This window comes from Paracoccus sp. DMF (assembly GCF_004407025.1).
In the GTDB taxonomy this organism is placed as follows: Bacteria; Pseudomonadota; Alphaproteobacteria; order Rhodobacterales; family Rhodobacteraceae; genus Paracoccus; species Paracoccus aminovorans_B.
The window spans coordinates 35,019-52,714 of the sequence record NZ_SOKV02000006.1; the positions used below are offsets into that span (position 1 = coordinate 35,019).

Consider the following 17,696-nt stretch of genomic DNA (forward strand, 5'->3'; position numbering starts at 1 on the left):
TTGAGCGTGACCCCATGCATACGCCCCACCGGCGCCCTGGCAAGGGAATTAGCGCGGCTCCAGATGCGTGCCGGGCGCCGCGGCGCCGGTCAGGATGCCGCGCAGGTAATCCGCAACCGAGCGGAAGCCGACCAGCACATAGCCGGCCTGGTCGCGCCAGATGCCGCAGGCGACCTGGGCGGCGCGGGTGCGGCGCAGCCCGTCCTGCGGCATGTCCGACAGGTCGGTCGGGCAGAGCTTCATCAGCACCTGCGCGGCCTTCGGCCCGTCGATGCGGAACATGGCCCGCATGTCGCTGACGTCCAGCACCTGCGCGTGTTCGCCGGCCAGCGCCTCGGTCAGCGCCGAGAGCGCCTCGGCCGTCTCGGCGCGCGGCAGGACCAGCAGCAGCTCGTCGGGCGACATCCAGCCCAAGAGGCGGCTGCCGTCGGTGGTGGTGCGGCCCTGGCCCGGCAGCGCCAGTCCCGCCGCGCCGGCGATGGCATCGCCCGCGCGGTCCAGGTCGGCGCGGATCTGGATCATGCCGCGATCCTGCACCTGAGAGATCTTCGCCAGTGCCTCAGCCATTCGCCCGGCTCCCTTCCTTGTCATAGAACACCGGATCGACGATCCGCGCCTTGTAGGTTTCCTGCCCCGCGACCGGGAACTCCAGCACCTCGCCCATGCGGTCGGGGCCGTTCAGCACGATGCCCATGGCGATCGGCTTCGACAGCGTCGGCGACATATAGGTCGAGGTCACCCGGCCCTGCGTCTTGCGCTGGCCGTTGGGATTGACGCCCTCGGCCACCGCCAGCGCGCCGTCGGGCAGCACCCGGCCGTCGAGGCTTTCAAGGCCCACCAGCTTCCAGCGGCGCGGGTCGGTCATGTGGCTGCGTTCCTGAGCGCGCTTGCCGATGTAGTCGGTCTTTTTCTTGCTGATCGCCCAGCCTAGGCCCAGATCCTGCGGGATCACCGTGCCGTCGGTCTCGTCGCCGATCATGATGAAGCCCTTCTCGGCGCGCATGACATGCATCGCCTCGGTGCCATAGGGGGTGACGTCCAGGTCGCGCCCGGCCTCATGCAGCTTTTCCCAGAGCTCGAGGCCGCGGTTCGCCGGCACCGCCACCTCGAAGGACAGTTCGCCCGAGAAGCTGATGCGGAAAACGCGCGCCGGGATACCGGCGATCTCGCCCTCGGCCCATTGCATGAAGGGCAGCGCCTCGGCCGACAGGTCCATGCCGCCCAGGCGTTCCAGCAGCACGCGGGCCTTGGGGCCGACCACGGCGACCTGCGCCCATTGCTCGGTCACGTTGGCGGTATAGACCTTCCAGTCCCACCATTCGCATTGCAGCCAGTCTTCCATATGCGCGTGCATGCGGTCGGCGCCGCCGGTGGTGGTGTGGACCAGCCAGGTGTCTTCGGACAGGCGCGCGGCGACGCCGTCGTCCACGAGGAAGCCGTTCTCGTTGCAGATCAAGCCATAGCGGCACTTGCCGACCGGCAGGCTGGACATCATGCCGGTATACATCATGTCGAGGAATTTCCCGGCATCCGGGCCCTTGACGATGATCTTGCCCAGCGTCGAGGCGTCGAGCGTGCCGACCGAGGCGCGCACCGCGCGGATCTCGCGCGCCACCGCGTCGCCGTGGCTTTCGCCGGGTTTCGGGTAGCAATAGGCGCGGCGCCAGTGGCCGACCGGCTCGAAGAAGGCGTTGTTGCGTTCGTGCCAGGCGTGCATCGGGGTCTTGCGCAGCGGCTGGAACACCTCGCCCCGCGCCTCGGCAGCGATGGTGCCAAGGGTCAGCGGCGTATAGGGCGGGCGGAAGGTCGTGGTGCCGGTCTGCGGGATCGGCTGCTTCAGCGCATTCGACAGCACCGCCAGGCCGTTGATGTTGCTGACCTTGCCCTGGTCGGTCGCCATGCCCAGCGTGGTATAGCGCTTGGTGTGCTCGACCGACTGGTAGCCCTCTTGCGCGGCCAGTTCTACGTCCGACACCTTCACGTCGTTCTGGAAGTCGAGCCACATCTTGAACTTCATCTTGCGGGTGGCGTTCTGCGGCATGACCCAGACCGGCAGGATGGCCTGCTCCGCGCCCGCGCCGGTCGCGTCGGCGACCAGCAGGTCACCCGCGGCCGCGCCCACGGCCGAGGCCATCGCGCGGCCGTCGGCGCCGGTCGGCGGCCGGTTCGGATCGGGGGCGAACATCGCCTGCGCATCCGACCAGTTCAGCTTGCCGCCGCAATGGCTCCACAGGTGCACGACCGGGGACCAGCCGCCGGACATGGCGACGCAATCGGCGTCGATCACCTCGGTGACATCGCCCGAGCCGGCATGGGCGCACAGCTTGACGCCCTCGACCGCCTTGCCGCCCTTGATGCCGGCGACGGCGCTGCCGGTCAGCACGCGCACGCCGCGCGCCCGCACCGCCTCGGGCAGCGCGCCCGTGGCCGAGGACCGCGCGTCGATCACCGCCGCGACCTGGAGGCCGGCGTCCAGCGCCACCAGCGCCGTGCGATAGGCATCGTCGTTGTTCGTCACCACCACGATCTTGCGGCCCGGGGCCACGCCGTAGAGGTCGATGAAGTCGCGCACCGCCGAGGCCAGGATCACGCCCGGCACGTCGTTGCCGGCAAAGCTCAGCGGCCGTTCCAGCGCACCCGAGGCGACGGTGACATGGCCGGCGCGGATGCGCCACAGCCGCTGGCGCGGCAGGCCGGCGTTCGGGTCGTGGTCGGCAATCGCCTCGCGCGCCAGCAGATAGCCGTGGTCGTAAAGCCCGGTCGCCATGGTCGAGCGGCGCAGCGTGACGTTCGGCAGCGCCCGCAGTTCGGCCAGAAGCGCGTCGATGCGCGTCTGCCCGTCCGCGTGGTCGGTGGGGGTGCGGCCGCCGAATTGCGGCGTCTGCTCGATCACCCAGACCGACTTGCCCTGTTTCGCGGCATCGCGCGCCGCCGTCAGGCCGGCGATGCCGCCGCCCACCACGACCACGTCGACATGGGCATAGGCCTGTTCATAGCGGTCCGGATCGGCCTCGGTCGGGGCCTTGCCGAGGCCGGCCGAGCGGCGGATGATCGGCTCGAACACGTGCTTCCAGAACGGGCGCGGGTGGATGAACGTCTTGTAATAGAAGCCGGCCGGCAGGAAGCGATACATCCAGTTGTTGATCGCGCCGACATCGGCATTCAGGCTGGGCCAGCAGTTCTGCGGCGTGGTGACCATGCCGCCGACCAGGGCCGTGGTGGTGGCGCGCTGGTTCGGCTCGAACCGGCCGCCCTCGCCCAAGCCCAAAAGCGCGTTGGGTTCCTCGGCGCCCGAGGCGACGGGGCCGCGCGGGCGGTGATACTTGAAGCTGCGGCCCATCATGATCTGGCCGTTCGCCAGGATCGCCGAGGCCAGCGTATCGCCCACGACTCCGCGCATCTGGCGGCCGTCGAAGCGGAAGGGCAATTGATAGGCGCGGTCGATCAGGCGTCCGCCGCGCGGCAGGCGGAAGGGTCCGGTCTGGGTCATGCTTTCGGGCTTTCGGCGGAGGTGTCAGCGTTGGTTTCGATCCAATCCGGCTGCCAGCCCGGACGGGCGGCCTGCACGGCGGCGACGATTTCGGGCGTCGGATGCGGGGTCTGCGCCCTGTAGGTGCCAAAGACCTGCAACGTGGCGGTGTCGCGCGCGGCCAGGAACCACTTGCCGCAGCCATAGGCATGGCGCCAGCGTTCGAAATGCACGCCCTTGGGGTTCTTACGGGCAAACAGGTAGGATTCGAAATCCGCATCGGACGAGCCGGGGCCGAAACGCTTCAGATGCGCCTCGCCACCCGGAGCGAGTTCGGTCTCCTCGGCACTGATGCCGCAATAGGGGCAGGTCAGGATCAGCATCGTTCACTCCTTGGACGGCAGGACGCGCACGGTCGCAAGCGCCCGGGCGGTCGGCCGGGGGCGCGGGGCAGCGTCGGTAAGCGGGACTTGGGGGAGGTGGCGCCGGGCGGGAGGCCGGCCTGGATTCAGGCCGACAGACGGCAGGGCCAGGCCGCCGGGCAAAAACTGCCCAGCGGCGGCAAGCGCCCGTTCAAGGCCAGGGCAGCGCCGAGGCGCCGCCAGGAAAACAATGCAAGCCGAGGGGCGATGCGCCCCCCGGACCCGTGCAGTCGCGGCGCCCGAGGGCGCCGGAAAGGTCGCCTCAGTTCGCCGGAGCGGCAGGGGCCGCAGGGTCGGCCGGCGCCGGGGTAGCGGGCTCGGGCGTGGTCGGGGTTGCAGGCGTGCTGGGTTCGACCGAGACGGCACCGTCATCCGCCGGCGCAGGCTCGGTGCTGACCGCAGGCGGCGTCGCCGGTTCGGTGGTCGCTGCGGGCTCGGTGCCCGAGGACATGAACCAATAGATGACGACCAGCACGACGACGATGACGCCGGCGATGATCCAGGTGTTGCTCTTGTTCGGTTCGGCCATGAAGAAAACTCCTTGGTCATGGTGACGTGCAAGGACAATTCGCCAAAGCCGCGATAGTTTCCCATGGGTTGCGCGATTTCTTCCGCCCCGGGGATTTGGGCGGAAACCGGCCGCTGCCGGCCGGGCGCAGGCAGGATGCCGCGCGGTGCTGCCATCAGTGCGCCACCCCCGCGGCGACGCTCTCGTCGATGAAGCGGCCCTCGATGAAGCGGTTCAGGCCGAAATCGGCGGCCAGCGGGCCGGGCTGGCCCTTGGCGACCAGCTCGGCCATGGCCCAGCCCGAGCCGGGAATGGCCTTGAAGCCGCCGGTGCCCCAGCCGCAGTTGACGAAGATATTGCCGACCGGCGTCGTGGACAGGATGGGCGAGCGGTCGCCGGTCATGTCGACGATGCCGCCCCATTGCCGCAGCATCTTCAGCCGCGACAGCATCGGGAAGGTCTCGATCAGCGCGCGCACGGTTTCCTCGACATGCTGCCACGAGCCGCGCTGGGTGTAGTTGTTGAAGCCGTCGGTGCCGCCGCCGATCACCATCTCGCCCTTGTCGGATTGCGACAGGTAGCCGTGCACGGTGTTGGCCATGATGACCAGGTCGCAGCAGGGCTTGATCGGCTCGCTGACCAGCGCCTGCAACGCCAGCGATTCGATGGGCAGGCGGAAGCCGGCCATCTCGGCCATGACCGAGGAATGCCCGGCCACGACCAGCGCCAGCTTGTCGCATTCGATGCGGCCCTTGCCGGTGTTGACCGCGCGGACCTGGCCGTTCGCGGTCTCGATGCCGGTGACTTCGCAGTTCTGGATGATGTGCATGCCCATGGCCGAGCAGGCCCGGGCATAGCCCCAGGCCACGGCGTCGTGGCGCGCGGTGCCGCCGCGCTCTTGATAAAGGGCGCCCAGCACCGGGTAGCGCGGCCCGTCGATGTTGATGATGGGCAGCATCTCCTTGATGCGCTGGGGGGTGATGTATTCGGTCGACACACCCTGCAACTGGTTGGCATAGACGGTGCGCTTGTAGCCGCGGACTTCGTGTTCGGTCTGCGCCAGCATCAGCAGGCCGCGCGGGCTGAACATGATGTTGTAGTTCAGGTCCTGCGACAGGTTCTCGTAGAGTTTCAGCGCCTTGTCATAGATCGCCGCCGAGGGATCTTGCAGGTAGTTCGAGCGGATGATGGTGGTGTTGCGGCCGGTGTTGCCGCCGCCCAGCCAGCCCTTCTCGATGATGGCGACATCGGTGATGCCGTAGTTCTTGCCCAGGTAATAGGCGGTGGCGAGACCGTGGCCGCCGGCACCGACGATGACGACCTGGTATTTCTTCTTCGGCTCCGGGCTTTGCCAGGCGCGTTTCCAGCCGTTGTGCAGCCGCATGGCCTCGCGGGCGATGGCAAAGACCGAATAGCGGCCGGTGCTGGAACTTGCGGATGCGGACATGGTTGGACCCCTTGCGACTCGACCCGTGCAGAGTGTCTTTCGGGGGCTTTTCGGGCAAGCCCGCTTGCGACGGCGTGACCGTCGAATTGCGTCAGGGGCGGGCGCAGATGTCCCGGCTGGCCCGCGCGCCTTGTCGCAGGGCATTGACTTTCTCATGGCGCGCAAAGCCGCTATCACCGGGAAAGCCACGAAGGGGAAGCCATGTTCTGGATCATCTGCGCCGCGCTGGCCGGCGTGGTCGCCATCGCCATCGCCGCGCCGCTGCTGCGCCGGCGCGGTGTCGCCGGGGACGAGCCGGCCGCCGCCTATGACCTGCGCGTCTATCGCGACCAGCTGCGCGAGGTGGACCGCGACCAGGAGCGCGGGGTGATCGACGCCGGCGATGCCGAGCGCCTGCGGGTCGAGATCGGCCGCAAGGTGCTGGCCGCCGACCGCGCCCTGCAAGCCTCGGGCGGCACGCGGCGCGGCGCGGGCGGAATCGCGGCGCTGGCGGTGCTGGCGGTGGTGCTGGCCGGCACCTTCGCGCTTTACCAGCGGCTGGGCCAGCCCGAGCATCCCGACCAGCCCATCGCCCGCCGCATCGCCGAGGCGCAGGCCCGCTATGACGCCCGCCCGACGCAGGAGCAGGCCGAGGCCAGGGCCCCCGACCGCGCGGCACCGGCGCTTTCGGCCGAGGACATGGCGCTGATCGAGCGGCTGCGCCAGGCCGCCGGCCAGCGTCCCGACGACCTGCAAGGCCAGGAGCTGCTGGCGCGCTATGAACAGGCCTTGGGCAATCTCGTCGCCGCGAAACAGGCGCAGAGCCGCGTGGTGGCGCTGAAGGGCGCCCGCGCCACGGCGCAGGATTACGCCGAGTTGGCCGACCTGGCCGCCCGCGCCGCCGGCGGCATCATCACCGCCGAGGCCGAGGCGGCGATCAACCGCGCCGGCACGCTCGATCCCAAGAATCCGCTGGCGCGCTTCCTGGCCGGCTACCTTCAGGTCCAGAGCGGCCGGCCCGACCGCGCCTTCCCGATCTGGGCCGCGCTTCTGGCCGAGGGGCATCGCGCCGAGCCCTGGCATGCCTTCGTCCGCAGCAGCATCGGCGACCTGGCCTGGTTCGCCGGCCGCCCCGACTATGTCCCGCCCGAAGAGTCCGCCCTGCCCGGCCCCGATGCCGACGCCCTGGCGGCGGCCGAGGACATGACGCCCGAACAGCGCCGCGCCATGGTGCAGGGCATGGTGCAGGGGCTTGAGAACCGGCTGGCGACCCAAGGCGGCACGCCCGAGGAATGGGCACGGCTGATCGGGTCGCTGGCCGTGCTCGAGGAACGCGACCGCGCCGGCGCCATCCTGGCCGAGGCGCGCAGCCGCTTCGCGAGCACGCCCGAGGCGCTGGCCACGGTAAATGCGGCAGCCAAACAGGCGGGGCTGGAATGATCTGCGAAGCCATCGAGGATTTTGCCGCCGCCCTGCCCCGCGCCGGCGCGATCGCCGGGCTGGACCTGGGCACCAAGACCATCGGCGTCGCGGTCAGCGACGGGCTGCGCTCGGTCGCCTCGCCCATCACGGTGATCCGGCGCGAGAAGTTCACTCTCGACGCCCAGGCGCTGCTGAAGATCGTGGCGGATCGCGGGCTGATCGGGCTGGTGCTGGGCCTGCCGCGCAACATGGACGGCAGCGAGGGGCCGCGCGCGCAATCCACCCGCGCCTTCGCCCGCAACCTGGAGCGGCTGACGCCGCTGCCCATCGGCTTCTGGGACGAGCGCCTGTCGACCGTCGCGGCCGAGCGCGCGCTGCTGGAAGCCGACACCTCGCGCAAGCGCCGCGCCGAGGTCATCGACCAGGTCGCCGCCGGCTATATCCTGCAAGGCGCGCTGGACCGGCTGCGGCATCTGGCATGAGCGTCTCCAGCCCCTGCATCAGGATCTGCCAGATCGACGCCGAAAGCCGGCTCTGCATCGGCTGCTGGCGCAGTCTGGACGAGATCGCGGCCTGGGGCGGGATGACCGAGACGCAAAGGCTGGCCGTGATGGCCAGCCTGGCTGCGCGCAAGGCGCGGTTCGGTTCCGGGCCGGCTGCATCCCCCGCGTGAGGGGCCACAGGAACGTCCCGGGGCATCGTCCACGCCGTCTTTGTCGGTGACGGTCCAGAGACCGTGCCGCCGGGCGCAATCGCCATGTCGGCCTGCACATGGCCGATGCGGCGCTTCAGCTCGCCTTCGGCCCGGCACCTTTCCAGGGCGCGGGCTTCACCCCTCGGGCGGCTGGTCGCTGCCGATCGGATTGATGCGGTCGCGGCGCGCGCCCCGCTCCCTCAAGCCGATCCCGGCGTTGCGCGCCCCGCCGATGCGGCGACCTGGGACGGCCGGCCTGTGGCAGCCCGACGATCAGCCCTGGCGGATCACCCGCACCTCGCGGATCGCGGCCTTGAGGCGCAGCCGGGTCTCGACCGGCTCGCGCGCTACGGCATCCAGCATCGCCCGCATGTCGCCGCGCAGGCCGTGCAGCTGGTCGACCAGCGACAGCACCATGGCCAGCGCCTCTTCGTCCAGGTGATAGCCCTCGGCCAGGTCCACGACCAGGCTGAGCCGCGCCAGGTCGAGATCGCGGAACAGCGGCCCCTGCGCGGATTGCACCGGCGCCACCACGCCGGCGCGGATGTAGCGCTCGAGCTGCTCGGCGCCCAGGTCGTCGATCAGGCTCAGGGTTTCGGCCAGGGTGTAATGGCGCTGGGTCATTTGCCCCTCCGGGGATCATAGGCGTGGTTTTCCCGCCAGCCGCGCATGAACTCGGCCAGTTCGTCGTCCACATGCGGCGGCATTACGATCTTCAGGACGACATGCTGGTCGCCGCGCTTGCCGCCCGAGCCCTTGATGCCGCGCCCCTTCAGCCGCAGCTTCTGGCCCGAGTTCGCGCCGCGCGGGACGGTCAGCATGACGGGTCCGTCGATGGTCTGCGCCTCGACCTTGCCGCCCAGCACCGCCTCGTCGATGGTGATCGGCAGCGTGGTTTCCACGTCGTCGCCGTCGCGGCGCCAGTCGGGGTCGTCGGCGACGATCAGCGTCAGCAGCGCATCGCCCGGCTCGCCCTCGCCCATGCCCATGCCGCCCTTGCCGCGCAGGCGAATCACCTGGCCGTCATGGGCGCCCTCGGGGATCTTCACCTCCAGCACGCTGCCGTCGGGCATGGTGATCCGGGTCGAGCCGCCGCGCGCGGCGGTCATGAAGTCGATCTCCAGCGTGAAACGCTGGTCGGGGCCGCGCATGTCGAAACTCCTCGCCCCGCCGCCGCGCCGCGCCTGCGCCCGCTGGCCGAACAGGTCCGAGAATACGTCCGAGAAGTCCTCGAAGCCGTGGCTCTGGCGATAGGGGTTGTCGCCCTGCTCGGCATATTCGCGGTAGTAATGCCGCTGCGGCCGCTCCTGCCCCTGGGCGTCGATCTCGCCCTTGTCGAAGCGGGCACGCTGCTCGGGATCCTTCAGCAGGTCATAGGCCGAGGAAGCGGCCTTAAAGCGTTCATGCGCGGCGGGGTCGGGATTCAGGTCCGGGTGATCGGTCTTGGCGATCTTGCGATAGGCCTTCTTGATCTCGTCCTGCGTGGCGGTCCTTGCCAGGCCCAGCGCCTTGTATGGATCGTCGGCCATGGCCGCGGCTTCCTTTCTTCACCTGTCATCCCCGGAACGCGGTTGCGCCCCTTCGGTTTCCTGCCCGAGCCGCGGCGGACGCGGCGCCGCGAAGGTGCCGCCGGGCATGAAGCCCGCGCCAAGCGGCAGCGCCGCCGCGCCCAGCGTGCGGGCCCGCCGCCCCAGGGTGCCGGCGCGCACCGCGGGCAAGGTGACGCCGTGGTGGCGCGTGCCGGCCAGCGCCTCTGCCGTTGCCGCGACCAGCGCGTCGCGCAGGGTGGCGGGCATGGCGCCGTCGATCACCACCAGCGGCAGGTCCAGCGCGGCCACCGTTCCCAGCGCCGCATGGGACAGCACCCGCGCCGATTCGTCCAGCCATTGCCGTCGGGTAGCCGGCGGCAGGTCCCAGGCCTCGTCCTCCAGCGGCAGTTCGCGCCCCAGCCGCGATTCCAGCGTCGAGACCGAGGCCACGTCCAGCAATTGCTGGCCGCCCGGCACCGGGAACGAGCCCATGGCGCCGGCATTGCGCGACGGCCCCAGCCGCAGCCGGCCGTCCAGCACCACGCCGCCGCCGCCGAAATGCGCGAGGTAGAAATACAGGAAATCCTCGGGCAGATCCTCGGTGCCGAACATCATCTCGGCCCCGCAGGCGCAGGAGCCGTCGTTTTCCAGCCAGACCGGCAGGTCCAGCGCCCGGGCCAGTTCCTCGCGCAGGTCGCGGCCGCGCCAAGGCGCCATCTCGCGCGCCCAGTCCCACAGGTAGAACGGGCTGGCGATGCCCATGCCCGACAGCCGCGCACGCTGCGCTTCGGTCAGCCCGGCCAGCAGCTCGGCACTGGCCGAGACCGCGAAGTCCCGGATCGCATCGGGCTGCGGAAAGGCATGGGGCAGCGTGCGCATCTGCCTGATCTGGCCGGCGAAGTCGACCAGCACCAGCTCGGCCACCCGGCGCCCGACCTTGAGGCCCAGGAACAGCGCCCCGTCCGGCGCCAAGGCCAGCGGCAACAGCGGCTGGCCGACCTTGCCGCGCTGCCGCTCGCCCCCCGCATCCAGCAATCCGTCGGCGATCAGTTCGCGGGTGATATTGGTCACGGCCTGGGCGGAAAGCCCGGTGGCCTGGGCCAGGGCCGCGCGCGGCATCGGCCCGTTGCGGCGAATCAGCCACAGGATCAGCCGCTCGTTATGGCTGCGCGACCGTTGCGGCACCGCCGCCGCAGGCATGGCATTGGTCATGGTCACATCCTCCCCCGCATATAAATCAACGAAATTGATTTATTGACAAGCCCCCATCCGATAAGGCAGCTTTTAGTCGGAGGAGCGGACGGGAAACCCGCCCAGAGGAGGAAAGACCAGATGAGCAAGACGAAACTGCTGCGCGCGGTGCTGGCGGGCTCGGCCCTGACGATGATCGCCGGCATGGCACAGGCCGACAGCGCCTGCCTGATCACCAAGACCGACACCAACCCCTTCTTCGTGAAGATGAAGGAAGGCGCCGCGGCCAAGGCTCAGGAGCTGGGGCTGGAGCTGAAGGCCTATGCCGGCAAGATCGACGGCGACCACGAGGGCCAGGTGGCGGCGGTCGAGGCCTGCGTGGCCGATGGCGCCAAGGGCATCCTGATCACCGCCTCGGACACCAAGGCCATAGTCGATGCGGTCAAGGCCGCGCGCGACGCCGGCCTGCTGGTCATCGCGCTGGATACGCCGCTGGACCCGATCGACGCCGCCGATGCGACCTTCGCCACCGACAACTTCAAGGCGGGCGAGCTGATCGGGCAATGGGCCAAGGCAACCCTGGGCGACAAGGCGGCGGAGGCCAGGATCGCCATGCTGGACCTGGCCATCTCGCAGCCCTCGGTCGACGTACTGCGCGACCAGGGCTTCCTGCAGGGCTTCGGCGTCGAGCTGGGCGATCCGGCGAAATGGGGCGACGAGACCGACCCGCGCATCGTCGGCCACGAGGTCACCTCGGGCAACGAGGAAGGCGGGCTGACGGCGATGGAATCGCTGCTGGCCAAGGATCCCGACATCAACCTGGTCTATACGATCAACGAGCCCGCCGCCGCCGGCGCCTATGAGGCGCTGAAGGCCGTCGGCCGCGAAAAGGACGTGCTGATCGTGTCGGTCGATGGCGGCTGCCCAGGCGTGCAGAACGTCAAGGACGGCGTGATCGGCGCCACCTCGCAGCAATATCCGTTGGCCATGGCCGCCCAGGGCATCGAGGCCATCGCCGCCTTTGCCAAGGACGGCACCAGGCCGGCCGCGACCGAGGGCAAGGACTTCACCGACACCGGCGTGGCGCTGGTCACCGACAAGCCGGCCGAGGGCGTCGAGTCGATCGACAGCGCCAAGGGCGCCGAGCTGTGCTGGGGCTGATCGCCACCTGAATCGCCGGGTGGGGCGCGGTGCGTCCCACCCACCGCAGGCAAGCGGCGCCGGCTGGCGCCTCGCAAGGGGGGGAAGACCGTCCATGTCATCGGATGCAAAGACGGCCACCAGCTACGAGGAGGGCCTGGCGGGCGCCTCGGAAAAGGTTGCCGAGTTCCAGGAACAGAAAAGCGCGCTGAAGCGCCTGCAGCATTGGCTGCACATGACGCCCTCGGCAGTGCCGATGATCGTGCTGGTGGTGGCGCTGGTCATCTTCGGCCTCTTGTCGCCGAACTTCTTCAAGGCGGTAACGCTGTCCACCATCCTGCAGCAGATCGCCATCGTCGGCATCCTGGGCTGCGCGCAGTCGCTGGTGGTGCTGACCGCCGGCATCGACCTGTCGGTCGGCGCCATCGCGGTGTTCTCCTCGGTGCTGATGGGGCAGTTCACCTTTCGCTACGGCATCCCGGCGCCGCTTTCCATCGCCGCGGGCCTGGCGCTTGGCACCGCCATGGGCTTTGCCAACGGCTGGCTGGTGGCCAAGGTCAAGCTGCCGCCCTTCATCGTGACGCTGGGCACCTGGCAGATCATCCTGGCGGCGAACTACATCTATTCCGCCAACGAAACGATCCGCTCGTCGGCCATCGCCGCCGAGGCGCCGGCCCTGCAATTCTGGGGCAAATCTATCCAGCCGGGCGGGGTCAAGGTGCTTTTCGCGGTCTTCCTGATGGTCGCGCTGGTCGCCATCCTGGCCTATGTGCTGCGCCATACCGCCTGGGGCCGCCATGTCTATGCCGTGGGCGACGACCCGGATGCGGCGGAGCTGGCGGGGGTGCGCACCAAGCGCATCCTGATCCAGGTCTATGCGCTGGCCGGCCTGTTCTGCGCCATCGCGGGCTGGGTGATGATCGGCCGCTTCGGCTCGGTCTCGCCCTCGGCCTCGACCGGGCAGCTGGGCAATATCCAGTCCATCACCGCGGTGGTGATCGGCGGCATCAGCCTGTTCGGCGGGCGCGGGTCCATCGTCGGCATGTTCTTCGGCGCGCTGATCGTCGGCGTGTTCGAGATGGGGCTGAAGATGGTCGGCACCGACCCGCAATGGACCTTTTTCCTGATTGGCATGCTCATCATCCTCGCCGTGGCGGTGGACCAATGGATCAGAAAGGCATCGGCATGACTGAAGAACCGCTTCTGAAGGCCCGCGGCCTGGTCAAGCGCTATGGCAAGGTGACGGCGCTGAACAACTGCGACTTCGACCTGATGCCGGGCGAGATCCTGGCGGTGATCGGCGACAATGGCGCGGGGAAATCCAGCCTCATCAAGGCGCTGTCGGGCGCGGTGCAGCCCGATGAGGGCGAGATCATGCTGGACGGCAAGCCGGTGCGCTTCGCCAGCCCCTTGGAGGCGCGCGGCCATGGCATCGAATGCGTCTACCAGACGCTGGCCATGTCCCCTGCCCTGTCGATCGCCGACAACATGTTCATGGGCCGCGAGCTGCGCAAGCCCGGGATCATGGGCAGCCTGCTGCGCCAGCTCGACCGTCCGGCGATGGAGAAATTCGCCCGCGAGAAGCTGACCGAGCTGGGGCTGATGACGATCCAGAACATCAACCAGGCGGTCGAGACGCTGTCGGGCGGCCAGCGCCAGGGCGTCGCCGTGGCCCGCGCCGCGGCCTTCGGCTCCAAGGTGGTGATCCTGGACGAGCCGACGGCGGCGCTGGGGGTCAAGGAAAGCCGGCGGGTGCTGGAGCTGATCCGCGACGTGCGCTCGCGCGGCATCCCGATCATCCTGATCAGCCACAACATGCCGCATGTGTTCGAGGTGGCGGATCGCATCCACATCCATCGCCTGGGCCGGCGGCTCTGCGTGATCCGGCCGCAGGATTATTCCATGTCGGATGCGGTGGCCTTCATGACCGGCGCCAAGGTGCCGGACGAAGTGGCCGAGGCCGCCTGAGCGTCGAGGGATAGGGGGGCGCTGCCCCCCGTCCTGCGGACTCCCCCCGGGATATTTGTGCATGAAAGAAATACTCGATCAGGTGGCGCGGCTGGGCGCGGGCAGGCGGCTGGTGGCCATCGTGGGGGCGCCGGGGTCGGGGAAATCCACCCTGGCCGAGGGGCTCGTCGCCGCCGTGCCGGGGGCGGTGCTGGTGCCGATGGACGGGTTTCACCTGGACAACCGGCTGCTGGACCGGGACGGGCTGCGGGCGCGCAAGGGGGCGCCCGAAACCTTCGACGCCGAGGGTTTCGTCGCCCTGATCCGCCGCCTGAAGCAGGGCGGCGCGGTGGTCTATCCGGTCTTCGACCGCGACCGCGACCTGGCAGTCGCCGGCGCCGGGCGCGTCGAGGAGCAGGCGAGGCTGGTGGTAGTCGAGGGCAATTATCTGCTCTTGGACCGCGCGCCCTGGCGTGAACTGGCCGGGCTTTGGGATCTGTCGGTCATGCTGGACGTGCCCGCCGAAGAGCTGCGCCGCCGGCTGACGGCGCGCTGGCAGGGCCTGGGCCAGTCGCCGGCCGAGGTGCTGGCGCATCTGGAGAACGACCTGGCCAATGCCGAGACGGTGGCGGATCACTCGCTGCCCGCCGATCTGCGGCTGGCGAATGCCTAGGCCTTGGGACGAAAGGCCTTGATCCGGGCCGGGTCGGTGTCGATGAAGCCGGCGCCGATCAGGTCCAGGCAATAGGGCACCGCGGCAAAGACCGCGTCGAGGCAGGTGGCGATGGCCGAGGGCTTGCCGGGGATGGTGATCATCAGCGTAGCGCCGCGGATGCCGGCGGTCTGGCGCGACAGGATCGCGGTCGGCACCTCGCGCAGGCTGGCGCGGCGCATCTCCTCGCCAAAGCCGGGCAGTTCCTTTTCCATGACATCGGCCATGGCCTCGGGCGTCTGGTCGCGCGGCGCCGGGCCGGTGCCACCGGTGATCAGGATCAGGTCGGTGCCCTGGTCGCACAGCATGCGCAGGGTCGCGGCCACGGTCTCGCGGCCGTCGGGGATGATGGTGCGGCTGATCTGCATCGGCGTGGTGACGGTGGCGCGCAGCCAGTCCTCGGCGCCCGGGCCGCCCTTGTCCTGATATTCGCCGCGGCTGGCGCGGTCCGAGACGGTGACGATGGCGATGCGGGCGGGGCGGGGCGTCTGGGTCATGGCCGCATCCTGACGCGGCCGGCCCGCAAAGGAAAGCGGCTTCAGCCGCGCCGGGCCGCGTCGATGGTCACCACGTCGATCTTTTGCATCGTCATCATCGCGTCGAAGGCGCGCTTCGCCTCGTCGCCGCCCGCCGCCATCGCCTCGAGCAGCGTGCGGGGCGTGATCTGCCACGAGATGCCCCAGCGGTCCTTGCACCAGCCGCATTCGCTTTCCCGTCCGCCATTGCCGACGATGGCGTTCCAGTAGCGGTCGGTTTCCTCCTGGTCCGCGGTCGCGACCTGGAATGAAAACGCCTCGTTGTGCTTGAAGACCGGGCCGCCGTTCAGGCCGACGCAGGGGATGCCCAGCACGGTGAACTCGACGGTCAGCACGTCGCCCGCCTTGCCCGAGGGATAGTCGCCCGGCGCATGGCGCACCGCCGTCACCGCGCTGTCGGGAAAGGTCTCGGCATAGAACCGCGCCGCCGCCTCGGCATCCTTGTCATACCACAGGCAGATGGTGTTTTTCGGAATTGTCATGGCTTTGCCCTCCGTTTGCGGGGGCAACGCAGCGGGACGGCCGCGCGTTCCGGCAGGAAAAAGGCCGCGGCACGGGGCCACGGCCTGATCGTCGCCTACTTGAAGCGGGCGTTGCGGTTCGCCACCAGCTTCAGCCGCAGCGCGTTCAGCTTGATGAAGCCCGCCGCGTCCTTCTGGTCATAGGCGCCGGCGTCCTCCTCGAAGGTCACGTGCTTTTCGCTGTAGAGCGAATGATCCGACCAGCGGCCGACGCAGGCGACCGAGCCCTTGTAGAGCTTCAGCCGCACCGTGCCGCTGACATGCTCTTGCGACTTGTCGATCAGGGCCTGCAGCATCTCGCGCTCGGGGCTGAACCAGAAGCCGTTGTAGATCAGCTCGGCATAGCGCGGCATGATCGAGTCCTTGAGATGGCCCGCGCCGCTGTCCAGGGTGATCTGCTCGATGCCGCGATGCGCCTCCAGCAGGATGGTGCCGCCGGGGGTTTCGTAGATGCCGCGCGACTTCATGCCGACGAAGCGGTTTTCCACGAAGTCGAGCCGGCCGATGCCGTGCTTGCGGCCGTATTCGTTCAGGTCGGTCAGGATCGTCGCCGGCGACAGCGCCTGGCCGTTGATCGCGACCGCATCGCCCTGCTCGAAGGTGATCTCGATATATTCCGGCGTGTCCGGCGCATCCTCGGGGTTGACGGTGCGCTGATAGACATAGTCGGGGGCTTCCTCGGCCGGGTTTTCCAGCGCCTTGCCCTCGGACGAGGTGTGCAGCAGGTTCGCGTCGACGCTGAAGGGCGCCTCGCCGCGCTTGTCCTTGGCGATCGGGATCTGGTTCGCCTCGGCGAATTCGATCAGCTTGGTGCGCGAGGTCAGGTCCCAGATCCGCCAGGGCGCGATTACCTTGATCGCCGGGTCCAGCGCATAGGCGCTGAGTTCGAAGCGCACCTGGTCGTTGCCCTTGCCGGTGGCGCCATGGGCCACGGCATCGGCGCCATGCTGATGCGCGAGTTCGACCAGCCGCTTCGAGATCAGCGGCCGCGCGATCGAGGTGCCGAGCAGATAGAGCCCCTCATAGACCGCATTGGCGCGGAACATCGGGAAGACGAAGTCGCGCACGAATTCCTCGCGCAGGTCCTCGATGTGGATGTTTTCGGGGCGGATGCCCAGAAGCTCGGCCTTCTTGCGCGCCGGGTCCAGCTCTTCGCCCTGGCCGAGGTCGGCAGTGAAGGTGATGACCTCGCAGCCATATTCGGTCTGCAGCCATTTCAGGATGATCGAGGTGTCGAGCCCGCCCGAATAGGCAAGGACGACTTTCTTCGGCGCGTCGGACATGCGGTTAACCCTTCGTGGAATTTCGGAGGGGAATAGGACGTTTCCCGCCTTGTCACAAGGGGAAGGCCCACCTAATCATCCCCGCATTGGACAAGGAAATTCGATGAAGATCCTGCGCATTCCCGCAGCGACCCTGCAGCAGGTGCTGCGCCGTCCCGGCCAGACCCTGCGCATACTGGGCCTGCCGACGCTGATCGGCATCCTGTCGCTGGTCCTGTCCATGGTCCTGACGGCGCAGGCGGGTCTTTCCAGCCCTATGGTGATCGCCGTCCTGCTGGGGCTGACGGGGTTGCAGCAGCTTCTGCTGGCGAGCTGGGCGGCCGTCAACTTCCACCGCCACGTCCTGCTGGGCGAACGCTTCGGCGTCCTGCCGCGGCTGCACCTGCGCGAAACGGCGCGCTACGCGTTGGGATTGCTGCTGATCGTCCTGCTCTGCCTGGCGATCCTGATCCCGTTCATGCTGGTCCTCGTGCAGCTGGCGGGCCAGTCGACCCACCCCGGGCGCGTCCTGTTCCTGGCCCGGGTCCTGCCCGCCGCCGTGGTCTATGCGATGGCGCTGCGGCTGGCCGGCCCGCTGCCCGGCCTGGCCATCGGCCGCAGCTACGGCGAGGGGTTCGGCCAGCAACAGGGCACGCAGCCGCTGATGATCGCCCTGGCGCTGCTGATCGTGGCGCTGTCCGAACTGGCGCATCTGATCTGGGTGCTGCTGGAACCCGGCCTGCTGTCCTTTCTTGCCGGTATCGACCTGACCCTGGGCAGTTCGGCCCTGCTGGCGCTCTTGCTGCTGGTCCGAGGATTCGCGGCGATCCTTGGCATCAGCCTGCTGACGGCGATCTACGCCAGCCATCGCGACCGCCCGGCGATCTGACCTTCCCTCTTGTCAAGACACGACTTTC

At 69.0% G+C, this 17,696-nt stretch carries 19 protein-coding genes; 8 read left to right on the plus strand and 11 right to left on the minus strand.

What is annotated here, in order from left to right; translation table 11 throughout:
- Positions 1 to 48: 48 nt before the first annotated feature.
- The 5 genes from E3D03_RS04980 to E3D03_RS05000 form a co-directional block, all read right to left on the minus strand.
- A complete protein-coding gene (locus tag E3D03_RS04980; RefSeq protein ID WP_263566063.1) occupies positions 49 to 567 on the minus strand; it encodes a sarcosine oxidase subunit gamma in 519 nt (172 codons plus the stop codon).
- Positions 560 to 3,490 carry a sarcosine oxidase subunit alpha family protein gene (locus tag E3D03_RS04985; protein WP_263566064.1) on the minus strand — a complete coding sequence of 977 codons (2,931 nt, stop codon included), beginning with the start codon at positions 3,488 to 3,490 and terminating at the stop codon, positions 560 to 562. Before E3D03_RS04985 ends, E3D03_RS04980 begins: the two co-directional genes overlap by 8 nt.
- The gene (locus tag E3D03_RS04990) at positions 3,487 to 3,852 is read right to left on the minus strand and encodes a sarcosine oxidase subunit delta (RefSeq protein WP_263566065.1); all 366 of its coding nucleotides are present in this window, start codon (positions 3,850 to 3,852) and stop codon (positions 3,487 to 3,489) included. Before E3D03_RS04990 ends, E3D03_RS04985 begins: the two co-directional genes overlap by 4 nt.
- A gap of 301 nt (positions 3,853 to 4,153) precedes the next feature.
- A complete protein-coding gene (locus E3D03_RS04995) occupies positions 4,154 to 4,420 on the minus strand; it encodes a hypothetical protein (protein WP_263566066.1) in 267 nt (88 codons plus the stop codon).
- Positions 4,421 to 4,574: 154 nt separating this feature from the next.
- Positions 4,575 to 5,846: a sarcosine oxidase subunit beta family protein gene (locus E3D03_RS05000; protein WP_263566067.1), complete on the minus strand. Its 1,272-nt coding sequence runs from the start codon at positions 5,844 to 5,846 to the stop codon at positions 4,575 to 4,577.
- A gap of 201 nt (positions 5,847 to 6,047) precedes the next feature.
- On the opposite strand from E3D03_RS05000, the gene ccmI reads away from it, so the two are divergent.
- The 3 genes from ccmI to E3D03_RS05015 are packed head-to-tail and all read left to right on the plus strand — an operon-like array spanning position 6,048 to position 7,920.
- Positions 6,048 to 7,265 carry a c-type cytochrome biogenesis protein CcmI gene (gene ccmI / locus E3D03_RS05005; RefSeq protein ID WP_263566068.1) on the plus strand — a complete coding sequence of 406 codons (1,218 nt, stop codon included), beginning with the start codon at positions 6,048 to 6,050 and terminating at the stop codon, positions 7,263 to 7,265.
- Positions 7,262 to 7,729 (plus strand): Holliday junction resolvase RuvX, encoded by a 468-nt coding sequence (gene ruvX, locus E3D03_RS05010; RefSeq protein ID WP_263566069.1) that lies wholly within the window; start codon positions 7,262 to 7,264, stop codon positions 7,727 to 7,729. The genes ccmI and ruvX overlap by 4 nt, the downstream gene beginning before the upstream one ends.
- The gene (locus E3D03_RS05015; RefSeq protein ID WP_062561877.1) at positions 7,726 to 7,920 is read left to right on the plus strand and encodes a DUF1289 domain-containing protein; all 195 of its coding nucleotides are present in this window, start codon (positions 7,726 to 7,728) and stop codon (positions 7,918 to 7,920) included. Before ruvX ends, E3D03_RS05015 begins: the two co-directional genes overlap by 4 nt.
- A gap of 294 nt (positions 7,921 to 8,214) precedes the next feature.
- On the opposite strand, the gene E3D03_RS05020 is transcribed toward E3D03_RS05015, so the two are convergent.
- Genes E3D03_RS05020 through E3D03_RS05030 form a run of 3 tightly spaced genes read right to left on the minus strand, consistent with a single transcriptional unit; the run spans position 8,215 to position 10,682 of the window.
- A complete protein-coding gene (locus E3D03_RS05020; protein ID WP_062561876.1) occupies positions 8,215 to 8,565 on the minus strand; it encodes a hypothetical protein in 351 nt (116 codons plus the stop codon).
- Positions 8,562 to 9,470 carry a DnaJ C-terminal domain-containing protein gene (locus tag E3D03_RS05025; protein WP_062561875.1) on the minus strand — a complete coding sequence of 303 codons (909 nt, stop codon included), beginning with the start codon at positions 9,468 to 9,470 and terminating at the stop codon, positions 8,562 to 8,564. Before E3D03_RS05025 ends, E3D03_RS05020 begins: the two co-directional genes overlap by 4 nt.
- 18 nt (positions 9,471 to 9,488) lie before the next feature.
- Positions 9,489 to 10,682 carry an ROK family transcriptional regulator gene (locus tag E3D03_RS05030; RefSeq protein ID WP_263566070.1) on the minus strand — a complete coding sequence of 398 codons (1,194 nt, stop codon included), beginning with the start codon at positions 10,680 to 10,682 and terminating at the stop codon, positions 9,489 to 9,491.
- Between the two features lie 120 nt (positions 10,683 to 10,802).
- Between E3D03_RS05030 and E3D03_RS05035 the strand changes: the two genes are divergently transcribed.
- The 4 genes from E3D03_RS05035 to E3D03_RS05050 all read left to right on the plus strand — a co-directional run bounded on the left by E3D03_RS05035 (position 10,803) and on the right by E3D03_RS05050 (position 14,421).
- Positions 10,803 to 11,822: a sugar ABC transporter substrate-binding protein gene (locus E3D03_RS05035; protein ID WP_263566071.1), complete on the plus strand. Its 1,020-nt coding sequence runs from the start codon at positions 10,803 to 10,805 to the stop codon at positions 11,820 to 11,822.
- 94 nt (positions 11,823 to 11,916) lie between these two features.
- On the plus strand, positions 11,917 to 12,990 hold the full coding sequence (locus E3D03_RS05040; RefSeq protein WP_263566072.1) for an ABC transporter permease: 1,074 nt from the start codon (positions 11,917 to 11,919) through the stop codon (positions 12,988 to 12,990).
- The gene (locus E3D03_RS05045; RefSeq protein ID WP_062561871.1) at positions 12,987 to 13,769 is read left to right on the plus strand and encodes an ATP-binding cassette domain-containing protein; all 783 of its coding nucleotides are present in this window, start codon (positions 12,987 to 12,989) and stop codon (positions 13,767 to 13,769) included. The genes E3D03_RS05040 and E3D03_RS05045 overlap by 4 nt, the downstream gene beginning before the upstream one ends.
- Positions 13,770 to 13,830: 61 nt before the next feature.
- Complete coding sequence (locus E3D03_RS05050) at positions 13,831 to 14,421, plus strand: AAA family ATPase (protein ID WP_263566073.1); 591 nt, start codon at positions 13,831 to 13,833, stop codon at positions 14,419 to 14,421.
- Here the strand turns inward: E3D03_RS05050 and mog are convergent.
- The 3 genes from mog to E3D03_RS05065 all read right to left on the minus strand — a co-directional run bounded on the left by mog (position 14,418) and on the right by E3D03_RS05065 (position 16,800).
- Positions 14,418 to 14,957: a molybdopterin adenylyltransferase gene (mog, locus tag E3D03_RS05055; RefSeq protein WP_263566074.1), complete on the minus strand. Its 540-nt coding sequence runs from the start codon at positions 14,955 to 14,957 to the stop codon at positions 14,418 to 14,420. The genes E3D03_RS05050 and mog overlap by 4 nt on opposite strands.
- A 41-nt stretch (positions 14,958 to 14,998) precedes the next feature.
- On the minus strand, positions 14,999 to 15,478 hold the full coding sequence (locus tag E3D03_RS05060; RefSeq protein ID WP_263566075.1) for a VOC family protein: 480 nt from the start codon (positions 15,476 to 15,478) through the stop codon (positions 14,999 to 15,001).
- 95 nt (positions 15,479 to 15,573) lie between these two features.
- Complete coding sequence (locus E3D03_RS05065; RefSeq protein WP_062561867.1) at positions 15,574 to 16,800, minus strand: argininosuccinate synthase; 1,227 nt, start codon at positions 16,798 to 16,800, stop codon at positions 15,574 to 15,576.
- Positions 16,801 to 16,903: 103 nt separating this feature from the next.
- On the opposite strand from E3D03_RS05065, the gene E3D03_RS05070 reads away from it, so the two are divergent.
- A complete protein-coding gene (locus E3D03_RS05070; protein ID WP_062561866.1) occupies positions 16,904 to 17,668 on the plus strand; it encodes a hypothetical protein in 765 nt (254 codons plus the stop codon).
- Positions 17,669 to 17,696: the final 28 nt, after the last annotated feature.

Bases quoted from the DNA above. Each gene is read 5' to 3' on its own strand.
- E3D03_RS05030 (WP_263566070.1), bottom strand. From the start codon at position 10,682: ATGACCAATGCCATGCCTGCGGCGGCGGTGCCGCAACGGTCGCGCAGC.
- E3D03_RS05060 (WP_263566075.1), bottom strand. From the start codon at position 15,478: ATGACAATTCCGAAAAACACCATCTGCCTGTGGTATGACAAGGATGCC.
- E3D03_RS05050 (WP_263566073.1), top strand. From the start codon at position 13,831: ATGAAAGAAATACTCGATCAGGTGGCGCGGCTGGGCGCGGGCAGGCGG.
- E3D03_RS05000 (WP_263566067.1), bottom strand. From the start codon at position 5,846: ATGTCCGCATCCGCAAGTTCCAGCACCGGCCGCTATTCGGTCTTTGCC.
- E3D03_RS04995 (WP_263566066.1), bottom strand. From the start codon at position 4,420: ATGGCCGAACCGAACAAGAGCAACACCTGGATCATCGCCGGCGTCATC.
- E3D03_RS04980 (WP_263566063.1), bottom strand. From the start codon at position 567: ATGGCTGAGGCACTGGCGAAGATCTCTCAGGTGCAGGATCGCGGCATG.
- E3D03_RS04985 (WP_263566064.1), bottom strand. From the start codon at position 3,490: ATGACCCAGACCGGACCCTTCCGCCTGCCGCGCGGCGGACGCCTGATC.
- E3D03_RS04990 (WP_263566065.1), bottom strand. From the start codon at position 3,852: ATGCTGATCCTGACCTGCCCCTATTGCGGCATCAGTGCCGAGGAGACC.
- ccmI (WP_263566068.1), top strand. From the start codon at position 6,048: ATGTTCTGGATCATCTGCGCCGCGCTGGCCGGCGTGGTCGCCATCGCC.
- E3D03_RS05040 (WP_263566072.1), top strand. From the start codon at position 11,917: ATGTCATCGGATGCAAAGACGGCCACCAGCTACGAGGAGGGCCTGGCG.
- E3D03_RS05070 (WP_062561866.1), top strand. From the start codon at position 16,904: ATGAAGATCCTGCGCATTCCCGCAGCGACCCTGCAGCAGGTGCTGCGC.
- E3D03_RS05065 (WP_062561867.1), bottom strand. From the start codon at position 16,800: ATGTCCGACGCGCCGAAGAAAGTCGTCCTTGCCTATTCGGGCGGGCTC.
- E3D03_RS05035 (WP_263566071.1), top strand. From the start codon at position 10,803: ATGAGCAAGACGAAACTGCTGCGCGCGGTGCTGGCGGGCTCGGCCCTG.
- E3D03_RS05020 (WP_062561876.1), bottom strand. From the start codon at position 8,565: ATGACCCAGCGCCATTACACCCTGGCCGAAACCCTGAGCCTGATCGAC.
- E3D03_RS05015 (WP_062561877.1), top strand. From the start codon at position 7,726: ATGAGCGTCTCCAGCCCCTGCATCAGGATCTGCCAGATCGACGCCGAA.
- mog (WP_263566074.1), bottom strand. From the start codon at position 14,957: ATGACCCAGACGCCCCGCCCCGCCCGCATCGCCATCGTCACCGTCTCG.
- ruvX (WP_263566069.1), top strand. From the start codon at position 7,262: ATGATCTGCGAAGCCATCGAGGATTTTGCCGCCGCCCTGCCCCGCGCC.
- E3D03_RS05025 (WP_062561875.1), bottom strand. From the start codon at position 9,470: ATGGCCGACGATCCATACAAGGCGCTGGGCCTGGCAAGGACCGCCACG.
- E3D03_RS05045 (WP_062561871.1), top strand. From the start codon at position 12,987: ATGACTGAAGAACCGCTTCTGAAGGCCCGCGGCCTGGTCAAGCGCTAT.